Genomic DNA, 12,569 nt, shown 5'->3' with positions numbered 1-12,569 from the left:
GGGCGGTCGTCGGTCGCGGTGCCGCGGGTGCTGGCGACGCGTGGCCCGCGCTGGAACCGGCCCGGGTCATCGAGGGCTGCGACGACCTCGTCCTGTACGTAGGCGGGGTAGGTGCGGTAGTAGCGGCCCAGGCGCCAGGCGGTGAGCAGGTACGCGCTGCGTTCCATGTATTTGGGCAGGCAGGTGGTGGATCGGTCGGCCAGCACGCTGCGGCCGGTCGCGGGGTTCTTCGCGCGGGCCAGGACCAGCACGCCGTGGCAGATCGCGCCGACCGGCCGGTCCAGTGCCCAGAACGCGGCGGTCTTCTCCTGCAGCAGCGCGGAGCCGAGGTATTGGCGCATGCCGGGGGCGTGTCCGCCGGGCAGGATCAGTCCGTCGTAGGCGGCCGGTTCGATGGCGTTCCACGCGAGCGGGTCGCGGAACTCGGCGGCCTGGGTCATCGCGTGGTAGAAGGCGGCCGGTTCGGGAGCCGCACCCAGCTGGCCGAAGATCACTCCGGTGAGCAGCCGCGGGTCCGCCGCGGGCGCGCTGCCGCCGTCCTGTGTCGCGAAGACGACCTGGTGTCCGGCGTCGGTGAGCAGCCGCCACGGCACCGCGACCTCGGTGACGTCGAAGTCGCGATCGGGCAGGGGCATCAGCACATGCACATCGATGAGTATGGCACCGCGGCCGTCGAGGGCGGCCGCAGCGTCGGGCAGCTTCGCGATTTCGGGGGAACGGGGGTGAGGGGACCCCCGAGACCGGAGATCCCCTCACCTGGTTCACCGCGTGCCGCGCGGATCGGGCCCGCGCGGGTCAGCGGCCGATCACTTGTGGGAAGTGCTGGGGCACTGCTCCCAGGCGAACTGGTAGATCGTCGTGACGCTGCCGTCGGTGGAGTCCATGGTCATGAAGCTGTTGGTGGTGTGCGTGTCCGACGTGCCGGGGTTCACCAGCAGCTGGGTGTTGACGTTGAAGTTGCGCTGGGCGCCGCAGGGAGCGAATATCAGGGCCGCCACCGGCACAGTGTCGACGCCCTCCCAGTTGTCGGTGTACGGGCCGTTGAACGGATGGCTCAAGGGCGTGGTCTGCGGGTTGCCCTGGAAGTAGTAGTTGGCGGTCTCGGTGCCGATCGCGCCCGTGGCCAGGTCAGCGAAGCCGCGGTAGTCGGCGGACGCGATGGCGTAGGTGAAGCCCTGCGGGACGTGGACGCTCAGGTCCAGCTGGCAGTTGCGGTAGCGGTCGGTCGGTTTGGCGCCGACGCCGACCTGGGCGAGGTAGTCGCTGTAGGTGACGGTGAAGGCGGTGTTGTCCGGGGAGACCGCCACGGCGGCCGTGCCCGCCGGGCAGCCCGATCCGTTGACGGTCACGATGCTGATGGTGATCTGGCCGGGCGGCGGGGAGGTGAGCGGACGGACGGTGGAGGCCTGGGCCGTTGCCGGGCTGAGCGCGAGGGCCAGTGCCGCGGCGGCGGCGTAGGTCAGGAGTCTGCGGACAGAGTTCTTACTGTTCATGTGGGGTTTCTTTCTGGTGAACAGGTGTCGGAAGGCAGCGATTTGTGTCCGACATCTGCGGCGTACATTGACGCGCGTGCACCGGGAGAGCACGGGCGCGCGGAGGCAGAGTCTTTAACTGGAGTGCGCTCCTCCGGCCCGCAGCTACGAATCAGCAGTGCGATAAAAGAGCCTTTATCGGCGGTCGCCTGCCCGGTTTGTCGAGTTTCGAAGTGGACTTATGTTCGACTCCTCGGCGCGCGCGAGCGCGCACATACCGGGCGGTATGACATGTTCGGGGTCGCGCAGGGCGCCGCCGCGGTGTTTCCGGACAGTGGTCGGGTGGCGACGAGGAGCCTCGCCATCGACCACCCGACCACTGACTTTGGCGATTGCGGAGGGCATTGCACGGGGGTCGGAGGCTTCCTCAATCGCTGCCGTGAGGCCGGGAACAGCTTCGGGCATGTGTTCGAAGTCGGAGAAATGCAGCACCTGCGGTTCGTCCTCGGCCCGGCCCGCGGGGCACGGCCCGGACCTGGCTCGGCATTCCGGCCGCCACGGGCCGAACGCAGCGGGTCACTCACGTGAAGTGACGGTTACCATCCGCTCCGCTCCCATTCCTAAATGCGCGCGTGGATGTAGGTCCCCGGACGCCGTCTGAACTTGCGTACGAAAGGCGGCGTTTAGCTTCTGGCCGTCAACGGGCGCCACTCTTCGATCCTCGGCAGCGACATGTGGAGGCATCAAGATGGTTGCATTGGTGGGAGGGCCCGACTCGACCGACGGGCTAAGTCGTCGTCATGCTCTCGGGCTCCTGGGTACTGCGGGGGCGGGCGCCGCCGCGATTCCCCTGCTCGGTGCGAGCCCCGCAGAGGCAGCGCAGGCCGGTGCGCCCGCGATCAGCCTGACGCCGGGCTCGACCGGGGCGTCACCGGTCCAGGGCCTGCATCTCACCTTCGGTGCGGATCCCAGCACCCAGATGGTGGTTTCCTGGCTCACCGACGGGCCCGTGAACAAGCCCCGCGTCATGTACGGCACGCTCGAGGACGGTTTCGGCTCCAGTGCGGACGCCCAGACTCGCACATATGTCGACGGCGCGTCCGGACGCACCGTGTACGTGCACCACGCGGCCTTGAACCACCTTCGCCCGGCCACCGACTACGTGTATCTCGTGTCGCACGAGGGAGCCTCGCCGGACAGCGCCACGTTCCGCACGGCCCCGCGCGGGCGCGCCCCGTTCACCTTCACCAGCTTCGGCGACCAGGCGGCGCCGCAGGTGTCGTGGAACACGGACGGCACGGTGATGCTGGACAACAACTCCACGCCCGCCAGCAAGGACATCGTGACCGGCATCGAGCAGGTGGCCCCGCTGTTCCACCTGCTCAACGGCGACCTGTGCTACGCCAACCGAGACGTCGACCGGGTGCGCACCTGGAACAACTTCTTCACCAACAACACCCGCTCGGCCCGGTTCCGCCCGTGGATGCCCGCGGCCGGAAACCACGAGATCGAGGCCGGCAACGGTCCCATCGGCATGGACGGCTTCCAGGCGTACTTCACGCTGCCGTCCACCGAGACCGACCCCGAGCTGGAAGGCCTGTGGTACGCGTTCACCGTCGGCTCGGTGCGGGTGATCGTGCTGCAGAACGACGACTTCGTCCTCCAGCACGCGAGCGACTACTACATCGCCGGCTACTCCGGCGGCCGGCAGCTCGCGTTCCTCGAGCGGGAACTGCGGGCCGCCCGCTCCTCGCGGGACATCGACTGGGTGGTCGTCGCGATGCACCAGGTCATGCTCAGCACGGCCAACGCCAGCGGCTGCGACCTGGGACTGCGGCAGAACTACGGGCCGCTGTTCGACAAGTACGGCGTCGATCTGGTGGTCTGCGGCCACGAGCACGACTACGAGCGCTCGCTCGCCGTGTGCGGCGTCGTGTCGGGCAGCGCGACCCTGACTCCCGACCCGGTCTCGCAGGCCACCGACGACATCGACACCTCGATGGGCACTGTGCACATGGTGCTCGGCGGCGGCGGCGTCTCGGGTACCAGCTACCAGTCGTTCTTCCAGGACGGCACCGCGAAGGTCCTCACCGCGTACTCCGGCGGCAACTCCATCTACGTCCAGGAGGAGGCGATCTGGGCGGGCACGCGGGACGACCAGCACCCGTACGGTTTCGCGTCGTTCGCCGTCGACCCCGGCCGGCACCCCGGCGACACCACGCGCATGTACGTGACCTACTACAACGTGAACAAGCCGCACGGCGACCTGTCGGTGTTCGAGCAGTTCACGCTGCACCGCAAGCGCTCTGACGGGGAGCGCTGACCGCCGATCGCGGACCGGCGATTCCGGCGCCGAAACGCCAACAACCGCGCTCGCCTGGGCTTGTCGGTCTCCCGAACAGTTCGGGAGACCGACAAGCCTAGGCTGCTCATGATCTCCGGTCGGCTCGCCGGGTCAACTCACGGTGATGACGTCGAGGTCCGGGCCGTACGCGGTGTCGTTGTGGAACTTGATCGTGTTGGCGCCGGCGTTCAGGGTGACGGGGATGCTGGCGTTGACGGGGGTGGAGAAGCTGGTGCCGGACAGTGTCTCGACGATGTCAGGGCCGCCGTCGACGCTGATGTCGAAGGTGCGGGTGCCGCTGACGAGGTACGCGAAGGTGAGCGTATAAGTGCCCGCCTTCGACTCGTCGACGCCGTTGACGGTGACGTAGTTGGCCGAGCCGTTCCCGATGTAGCCGACCTTCTCGCCGCCGGAGCAGGCCGAGCAGGAGGCGATCCGCGCCGCGCCGGCGATGGTGTTCCCCGACGCCTCCGCCTCGATGCGGATCCCGGCCGAGCCCGCGCCGGGTGCCGTCTTGATCAGCTGGACGGCGCCGGGTCCGAGGTTGACGCTGTAGCTGCCGCTGATCGTGCCGAGCGAGCGGCCGGTCCACAGGTCGGTGGCCGTCGTCGCGGAGTGGATGCCCGCCGCGGAGAGGCTCACCGTGTCGGTCTGGCTGCTGGTCGCGCTGTAGTTGAACAGGCCGATCACCACGCTGCCGTCCGATTCGGTCTTGCTGTAGACCTGCTGGTTGCCGCTGTTGACGATGCGGGCCGCGTCGATCGAGTCCTGATCGACCGCCAGGACCGCGGAGTTCTTCAGGTAGGACAGGTCGGTCGGATCCAGGTTGGTCAGGTCGGTGCCGAGGATCAGCGGGCTGGCGCCCATCGCCCAGAGGCTCATCATCGACTGGCGCTCCGGTGCGGTCAGCCCGTCGTTGCTGCCGTTGCCGACCTCGGTGGAGTCGTAGTCGTTGAAGGCGCCGGGTCCCCCGTATGGCTGCCAGTTCGCGACCTGGGCGAAGCGGGATTGCACCTGGGACCAGTCGGTGAGCGGATAGCTGCTCCCACCGCTCTCGCAGCCGTAGCACTCGATGTCGCCGCCGGTGCGCCAGCCGTTCGAGTACTGCTGCCACGTGGAGGCGGCGCTGATGCTCAGGTTGTTGGACAGCTCGAGGTGGATCGGCCGGCCGGTCTGCTTCAGCGCCGCGGACCAGGCCTTGATGTCCGGGATGTCGCCGGTGCCGACTCCATCGATCTTGACGTAGTCCACGCCCCAGGAGGCGAACTCGTCGGCCCAGGAGTTGATGAACGCCTGGGCGCCCGGCTTGGTGTAGTCGATACCGACCATGCCGTGGCAGTTGTAGTTCTTCTCCGCCGCGGTGGTGGCGATGTCGTCGGCGTGGTAGCTCGTGCCGAGGATGGGCGTGTTCTTCGCGACCGCCTGGCTGGAGATCCCCGGCGTCACGTACAGCCCGAACTTCAGCCTGTCGGCGTGCACGTGGTCGGCGACCACCTGGATCCCGTCGGTCGCGCCGGAAGCCGGGAACTTGCCGGTGTCGGTCACCCAGCGGCCGTAGGCGTCGACATTCGGGCCCTGACTTCCCGGGCACTGATACCAGAAGTCGTCGACGTTGACGTACTGGAACCCCGCGGCCGCCAGTCCGCTGTTCTTCATCGCGTCGGCCTGCGCGTCGATCTTCGCCGCGGTCGGGTCGTGCCGGATGAAGCTCCAACTGGACCAGCCCAGTGCCGGGGTGAGCCCGACGCCGTTGTTCTCCGCCACCGCGGCGGGGGAGTGGAGGGCCCCGGTGAGCAGTACGGCCGGGCCGATGGCCAGCGCCAGGGCTGTGAGTACTCGTATTTTCCGCGACGGTGGGCGCACGCGATCTCCTCAAGACAGGTCTTCGTCGGTACGGAGCCGCACGGAAGGCGGCCGCGCGGGCCCGCCGAGATGCCGGGCCGAGGCGACGCTGCGCGGTGCGTCCGAGAAGCGCCTGTCCGTGTCACGCGCATCTCATCGCCGGGGAAGCCGGCTGTCAATATCTGTGACCTAGTGATCGAGTTTTTCTTTGAAAATGTTCGAATCTGTTACATGGACGGGAGGTTTCTCCGACGCGCCGGACGCCGCGGGTCTTGTGATCAACAGACGCAGCAGCCGCCCGCCCCGACACCGACACCGACACCGACACGGACGCTGTGTCGGCGTTTCACCGGGCGTTGCGAGAGAGCCATGGGGTGAGCGTGGTGCGCACGATCAGCTCCTTGTACGTCTCGTCGCCGGGCAGCGGCACGGTGAGCCACATCGCGGGCGGGAAGGTCTTTGCCTCGACGAAGGCCAGTCCGCTGTAGATGGAGCGGAGGAAGGCGGGGACGGCGTCGCGGGGGAGGTCCGGGAATTCGACCCCGTCGACGGTGATCGTCGCGTCGTCCTCCGGGAAGAGCTGGACGGTGACTTCCGGGGAGCCTGCGAGTTCGAGGTAAGCCTCGTGGGGGAGTGAGCCGTCTGGATCGGTTATGCCGAGCGCTCCGGCGGTTATGCGGCGGGAGGTCTGGTCTGCGCCGATGTCGTCGGTGACGGTCACGGATCGGTTGTACTCGCGCGCGATATCGCGGATCGCGGTGGCAGCCGCCTCGGTGGACGGCAGATGGGGGTGCCGGTATCCCTGTCCCATGGGCACGATCCTGCCCTACGACCTCGCCGGATGCCTACGGCGCGCGTCCCGGCTGCAAACGGCCGACCGTGGGCAATGCCACCGGGCGACCGTGACGATCTCCTTGCTGTGCTCTGTAATCGGCCCGCGTTCCCAGTCCCCGTACCGTGCCTTGATGTCGAACCCTGTCTGGGCCAGGAACGCAATGAGAGCTTCCGCGGTACCGGTCAACGGAGTATCGCGCCCGTTAAATGAGCCTTCTTCCACGATCTGACCGTCGCCGCCGCCCGCGCCGACGGCGTCTTCGCCGCGCTCACCGCCGAGAGCGTCCGCAAGTAAATGGGCCAGTTGGTCAGCGAACATTGCCTGTTGGGGATACAGCGCGTGACAACGGATAGGCGCAGCGTCGTCGCTCGGGTAGGGGTAGGGGCACGGCCCGCGCAGGGGCCTACGACCGGCGCACTACATTCCTCACTTTTCTTCGATGAAGGACTCGTTCATGAACCCCCATGCCCAGAAGGTCGCAGTCATCACCGGCGCGTCACGGGGAATCGCCGGTCTGCACCCGGTCGGGCGGATGGGCGAGATCGGCAGCATGAGCGCAGGCGACTAGCGCGGCCCGGAAGAACACGTCGTGACCGGCACCGATGACGAGTTCGCGCGGATGCTTTACGAGCGTTACCGGCCGCTGCTCCAGGGCTACGTGGTGCGGCTTACCCGGGATGTGCAGTGGGCCGAGGACATCGTTCAGGCAGCGATGGTGCGGGCCTGGCGCGCTCGCCACCAGCTGACCCTGGGCGAGGCGGCGACCCGCAGCTGGCTGTTCACCGCCGCCTACCGCATCTTCATCGACGAGTACCGGTCGCGCTGCATCCGGCCGGTGACGCTGACCGGGCAGGACATCGCCGCCCCGGACTCGGATGACGACGAGGTGGAGCGCCTGGTCTGGTCGGTGACGCTGGCGACGGCGCTGTCCGCGCTGTCCGAACCGCACCGTCAAGCCATCGTGCACGTCTACTACCTCAACCGCACCATCGATGAGACGGCCAGCATGCTGGGCGTCTCGCCGGGGACGGTCAAGTCCCGGCTGCACTACGGCCTGCGCGCCCTGCGAAACCAGCTCACACCGGCACGTCCCGGCTGACCGTCGGCGGTGATCATCCGCTTCCGCTACAGCAGGGTTACGTGCCGTCAGGCGAAGTCGGGTGAAATGTCCAGCAAGGCTTCCAGCGGCACGCGGTCCAGCGCGTCCTTCGCTTCGACGAGTTCGTCAAGCTGCTGTCTGCACTCGCGGCAGTGAGCCGTATGCCTGCGCACCGCCTCCGCCTCGGCCGGATCGAGAGCGTCCAGCGCGTAGGCGCCCAGGTTTTCCGGGTGCGCGCCAGCTGCCTGGTATGCCGGATCCATGGACACACGGTACCGAAGCCGTCGCTTTTATGCGGCGAGGGCTGGGCTGAGTGCTTCGCGGCCGGATCCCTATGTGTCTAAGTCTCTACGTCCTTACGCGGCTCCTGACTTCGATTTGCCTGCTGGAGCCTGCCAGACGTCCTGCTCGCGACCCCTGGTCTGGGGCACCAGCCGGAAGACGCGGATGCTCCGCTCGGTGGCGGCGGCATAGGTCTGATACGCTGGCCACCCCGCAGTGATCACCCGCCAGAGGCGTTCCCGCTCCGGGCCCTCGGCCAACGCTGCGCGCACCGGGATCCGGCGGCCCCGCACCTCGACGATCGCGGCCGGCTCGGCCAGCAGGTTCGCCGACCATCCGGGGTGGGCGGGGTGACCCCAGTTGGTGCCTGCCACTACGTACCCGTCTCCGTCCTGCGTGTACAGCAGCGGCTGACAGCGCGACAGCCCGCTGCGCCGCCCGGTCGTGGTGAGCATCAGCGACGGCAGCCCGACCAGGCCCAGCATCGTGATCCGGCCGTGGCTGACCCGGCCGACGAACCGATCCATCGGCGCCGAGGCGAGGCCGAGGGTCTTGAGCCAGTGTCGGCTGCTCTGCTGCCGGACGAACGACGTGAGCGGGTTGCGCCCAGCCGGGTGCCGGCCGTGCAGCAGGGCCTGCATGACGACCTTCGGCCGCATCAATCGGTCGGGCGGCAGCACCAGTTGCAAGACCCCGAAGAACGTCGTCTTCAATTCCGGAATGACCTGTGAGGCCAGCATGAGCCGCGTCGCGAGCCAGTTTCGGGCACCGACACCGCGCGGGCACGGGCCCGTGGTCTCGGGGTAGGCGAAGTCGCCGTCGACCGCCACCTGCCACGGCGTGGCGACCACCGCGGCCGCCGCCTGGTAGTAGTCGCGAACCATCCCCACGCTCGCCCGGCCATGCCGCTCGAGCGCGGTTCCGAGAGCGACCGCCTCCTGGACCGCACACGTCATGCCGTGACCGTAGAACGGATTGAAACTGCAGACGGCGTCGCCGAGCGCCACATAGCCCGCCGGCACGCGGTCGAGCCGCTCGAACAACCGCCGATGGTTCGAGCGAAGCCGCGCGGTCACCGGATGGGTCAGCGGCTCGACCCGGCCCAGCAAGTCCGCGATGGCCGGGTCGGGCAGAGCCGCCACGGCGGCCGCGAACGACTCGTCCTCGTCCGGCAGGGCATCGACGTGCCATCCGATGAGGCTGACCAGCCACCGGTCGTCCTCGATCGGGAATGCCACGCCCACCGTGGTCTCCCGCGGCGGTTCGGGCAGCGTGACGATCCCTTTCCAGCCGGGCAGGTCGTCGGGACCGCGCCGGAAGAGCCGGGTGGCGTAGCCGAGTCCGATCTTGACGTCCACCTGCTCCGGCTCCGGCAGACCGAGATCGGCCATCCAGCGGTCCGATCGGCCGGCCCGGCCGGTGCAGTCGACGACCAGCTCCGCCGCGATGTGCTCACCGGTGGCGAGTTCCACCCCTGTCACCGCGTCCGATGCGCCCGTCAGCGCCGTCACCGCGGCCCCCGCACGGATCGCCACGCCGGGCAGCTTGACCACGCGGTCACGGAGGATCAACTCGAGCATCGGACGGCTTATGGACATGAATTCGATCCCGCTCGGCACGCGCGGCCAGGCCCGGTGGTACCGGGACAGGTACAGCTCGGAACCGATGTCGATGGCGGTACCCCCGGCAGAGACCAGATCCGCCTGAAATCCCGGCAGCAGGCGCTCGAACTCGCGCAACCCGGCTGCCACCAGGACATGCGAGTGCGGTCCCTGCGGAACGCCACGCCGCGGAGCGTTCGTATCCGGCAGCTCATCGCGCTCCAGGACGATGACTGACTCGAAGTGGTCGCTCAGCACGCGCGCCGCCGCGAGCCCGGCGACGCTGGCGCCTACGACAATCGCCGTACTACGCATCGCTGTCCTTTCGAACGTCATCGGGTGGTACACGGCATGGCCTTGACCGCGCGCACGAAGTTGCCCACCAGATAGTCCGGCTCGCCGACGCGGAGGTTCGGCACCCGGTGCAGCAGCTGGTCGAAGACCTCGCGGCACTGCATCTTCGCCACGAAGTTGCCCAGGCAGTAGTGCGGGCCACGGCCGCCGAACCCGAGGTGCGGGTTGGGGTCGCGGGTGATGTCGAAGCGATACGGGTCGGGGAAGACGCTCTCGTCCCGGTTGCCGGACGAGTAGATCATCGCGACCCACTCGCCTTCGCGGATCTCTTGTCCGCCCAGCACCGTGTCCTGCGTGGCGGTGCGGCGGAACGTCATGACCGGCGACGCGAAGCGGACGAACTCCTCGACGGCCGTGTCGATGCGGCCGTCGAAATCGGCGAGCAGCAGCTCCCGCTGATCGGGATGGTCCTGCAGCGCCTTGACGGTCAGGGTGATGGTGTTGCCGGTGGTGCCGTTGCCCGCCACGGCCAACAGGACGAAGAAGGACGCGATCTCGTCATCGGTCAGCCTGACACCGTCGACTTCGGCGTTGATGATGTTGGTCATGAGGTCCGCCTTCGGGTGGCGGCGGCGCTCCTCGAGGAACTCGAACCCGACGCGGAGCAGGCCGACCAGCGAGTCGCTCATCACCTGGCCGGGCTCCCGGCCGGCGGCGACCTCCTCGTCGGCCCAGGAGACCAGGCCGTGGCCGTAACCGGCGGCCTCTTCCCGGCGCTCCACGTCCAGGCCCAGCATCTCGTAGATCGTCCACATCGGCATGCGCTTGGAGACCAGCGCGACGAAGTCGCCCTCGCCCGCGGCGAGCAGATCGTCGACGATCCTCTTCGCCTGGTTGCGGACCTGCTCCTGGATCCTGGCGATCTGCCGCGGGGTGAAGGCCGAGCTGACGATGCGGCGCAGCCGTCCGTGCCGCGGCGCGTCCATGCCCAGGAAGGATCCGGCCGCCTCGTTGACGTCCTCGGGGATCTCCTCGAACTGGAACCCCTTGCTCGAGCAGTAGATCTCCGGGTTCTTGCTGACCTCGGTGATGAGCTCGTGTGTCGTCACCACCCACACGCCGTCGTTCTCCGGGGGCACGAGGGACCCCTCCAGCGGCGGATGCCAGCTGACCGGCCGCTGCGCGCGCAGCACCTTGAACGTCTCCTCGCGCTCCTCCGCCGTCTTCGCCCAGAACGCCAGCGGGGAAACGCTCAGCGGGTCGTACGCCCGTCGCGTCCGGGCCGAGGTCGAGGTTGTCGTGGTCATCGCATCCTCCGATCAGATGAGGAGGTCGTCGCGGCCGTCGCGCTTGAGCGTGTCGACGTACCGCGGGTAGAGCTTCTTGCCGAGCGGGGCCAGCTTCAGCAGGCCGGCGACGTTGCCCTCCACCTTGACCCTGCCTCTGGCCATGGCGAGGGGGAGGTTCACCTTGCCCTGCCAGTAGGCGTTGCCGGTGTCGGCGGACGTCGACATCACCGCCGTCGGTCTGGCTGCGCCGGTGCCGTCGGTCACGGTCGAGTTGACGGTGTCGATGACCACCACGGCGTCCGGCTCCGAGAAACGGAACTGCAGGACGATGCCGGTCGCCCGCAGTCTCGGGCCGATCTCGTCGTCCTCGAACGCCTCGCGGAAGATGCCGCCGATGTACCTGTGGACTTCTGCGGCATCGTTGAACGACATGTGCATGCGCCTCCTGTCATCGAGTGCTGGTGCTGGTCACGAGCCACCGGCAGCTGACTGAGCGTCAGATCGGTGCACTCGAAAGCAAGGCCTGGACCGCGGGCGAGGGTGAACCGCCGGGGGAGTCGTGGGAGTGCTGCGAGGTCGCGTAGCGGGCGTGGTCGACGTACCAGTCGGCGTGGTTCTGGAAGTCGCGCAAGCCACGCACCCAGCACTGGATGGCGAGCCTCTCGGCCTCGGACACGCCGGCCGCCAGACACCACTCGTCCACCTCCGGCGTGGCGCCGTCCAGGAATCGCAGACCTTCACCGATCTTGATGATCGCCAGCCGGACGGCGGTGACGAGGTCGATCTCCACGGCATGCGCGAGCACGAGGACGAGATTGTGGAACTCGCCTCGGTCCTGTTCTTTCGACACGGAGAAGACGTCGTTGATCCACCCGGCGACGTCGGCGGCGGCGTCCATCAAGCGACCGAACAGCGCCGACCCGTGGAACGACTGCGGCAGGCGAATTCCTTCGGTGTGCTCGACGAGGTCGAGCAGCGGCCGTGCCGGTCCGGTGTCGCGGCGTAGAACACAGTAGGACCTGACATCTGGAATGGCGTCGTGCTCGCGGTTGACGGCCTCGGTCACCAGCGCCTTGAAATAGGACTCCAGATGGAAGACGAACATCCGCGACTGCCAGTCGGTCATGATGGCGCGTGTCCGGGCCATCAGATCGGCGAATGCCTCGCGTGTCCGAAGCAGCGACTGCTCACCGTGGGGCGCGCCGTCGCGGGGGTGACCGGCGAGGGCGTCGCGGATGAAGTCAACCGTCTGACGGGCCCGATGCTCCGCCGTGCCCAGTGGCCCCTCGTCGAAGTAGTCGTCGAAGTGGAAGAACCAAGCGGTCCAGTCGGCAGCCAGCGACAGTGTCGACAAGTCGGCACGGGGATAGGCGAGCGCCGCCACACGCGGGGCCTGCAGCACGACGAGGGGATCCGAGTGATCTCCGACGTCCGCCAGAGCGTGTCTGGAGAGCCACGACTGCTGCCGCCGCACGGCTTCGTCGGCCAGCGGATTGACGTGCGAGGCCAGC

11 protein-coding genes are annotated in these 12,569 nt (G+C 68.1%); 2 read left to right on the top strand and 9 right to left on the bottom strand.

Going from position 1 to position 12,569, the window contains the following annotated elements; translation table 11 throughout:
- Window positions 1-635: type 1 glutamine amidotransferase domain-containing protein (locus VGZ32_RS16290; RefSeq protein WP_326886897.1), on the bottom strand; the 635-nt coding region annotated here is incomplete at its 3' end.
- 171 nt (window positions 636-806) lie between these two features.
- Complete coding sequence (locus VGZ32_RS16285; protein ID WP_326886896.1) at window positions 807-1,493, bottom strand: DUF4360 domain-containing protein; 687 nt, start codon at window positions 1,491-1,493, stop codon at window positions 807-809.
- 727 nt (window positions 1,494-2,220) lie between these two features.
- Here VGZ32_RS16285 and VGZ32_RS16280 point away from each other — a divergent pair.
- Window positions 2,221-3,795, top strand: coding sequence for a metallophosphoesterase family protein (locus VGZ32_RS16280; RefSeq protein WP_326886895.1), 1,575 nt, complete (start codon window positions 2,221-2,223; stop codon window positions 3,793-3,795).
- Between the two features lie 132 nt (window positions 3,796-3,927).
- Here VGZ32_RS16280 and VGZ32_RS16275 read toward each other — a convergent pair whose 3' ends face one another.
- Entirely contained in the window at window positions 3,928-5,679 is a 1,752-nt protein-coding gene (locus tag VGZ32_RS16275; protein WP_326886894.1) for an alpha-galactosidase D, read from the bottom strand.
- 325 nt (window positions 5,680-6,004) lie between these two features.
- Window positions 6,005-6,469 (bottom strand): hypothetical protein, encoded by a 465-nt coding sequence (locus VGZ32_RS16270; RefSeq protein ID WP_326886893.1) that lies wholly within the window; start codon window positions 6,467-6,469, stop codon window positions 6,005-6,007.
- Between the two features lie 613 nt (window positions 6,470-7,082).
- Between VGZ32_RS16270 and VGZ32_RS16265 the strand changes: the two genes are divergently transcribed.
- Entirely contained in the window at window positions 7,083-7,592 is a 510-nt protein-coding gene (locus tag VGZ32_RS16265; RefSeq protein WP_326886892.1) for a sigma-70 family RNA polymerase sigma factor, read from the top strand.
- Between the two features lie 47 nt (window positions 7,593-7,639).
- On the opposite strand, the gene VGZ32_RS16260 is transcribed toward VGZ32_RS16265, so the two are convergent.
- From VGZ32_RS16260 to VGZ32_RS16240, 5 genes are all read right to left on the bottom strand, one after another.
- A complete protein-coding gene (locus VGZ32_RS16260) occupies window positions 7,640-7,855 on the bottom strand; it encodes a zf-HC2 domain-containing protein (RefSeq protein ID WP_326886891.1) in 216 nt (71 codons plus the stop codon).
- Window positions 7,856-7,948: 93 nt separating this feature from the next.
- The gene (locus tag VGZ32_RS16255) at window positions 7,949-9,790 is read right to left on the bottom strand and encodes a nitroreductase/quinone reductase family protein (protein WP_326886890.1); all 1,842 of its coding nucleotides are present in this window, start codon (window positions 9,788-9,790) and stop codon (window positions 7,949-7,951) included.
- Between the two features lie 17 nt (window positions 9,791-9,807).
- On the bottom strand, window positions 9,808-11,076 hold the full coding sequence (locus VGZ32_RS16250; protein ID WP_326886889.1) for a cytochrome P450: 1,269 nt from the start codon (window positions 11,074-11,076) through the stop codon (window positions 9,808-9,810).
- Between the two features lie 12 nt (window positions 11,077-11,088).
- Window positions 11,089-11,490 carry an SCP2 sterol-binding domain-containing protein gene (locus VGZ32_RS16245; RefSeq protein WP_326886888.1) on the bottom strand — a complete coding sequence of 134 codons (402 nt, stop codon included), beginning with the start codon at window positions 11,488-11,490 and terminating at the stop codon, window positions 11,089-11,091.
- 64 nt (window positions 11,491-11,554) lie between these two features.
- Entirely contained in the window at window positions 11,555-12,442 is an 888-nt protein-coding gene (locus VGZ32_RS16240; protein ID WP_326886887.1) for a terpene synthase family protein, read from the bottom strand.
- Between the last annotated feature and the right edge of the window lie 127 nt (window positions 12,443-12,569).

Source organism: Actinocrinis sp. (genome assembly GCF_035938995.1).
Lineage (GTDB): Bacteria > Actinomycetota > Actinomycetes > Streptomycetales > Catenulisporaceae > DASZGI01.
The sequence above is the reverse complement of the archived record's forward strand: the minus strand, read 5'-3'. Positions and strand labels throughout refer to the sequence as shown.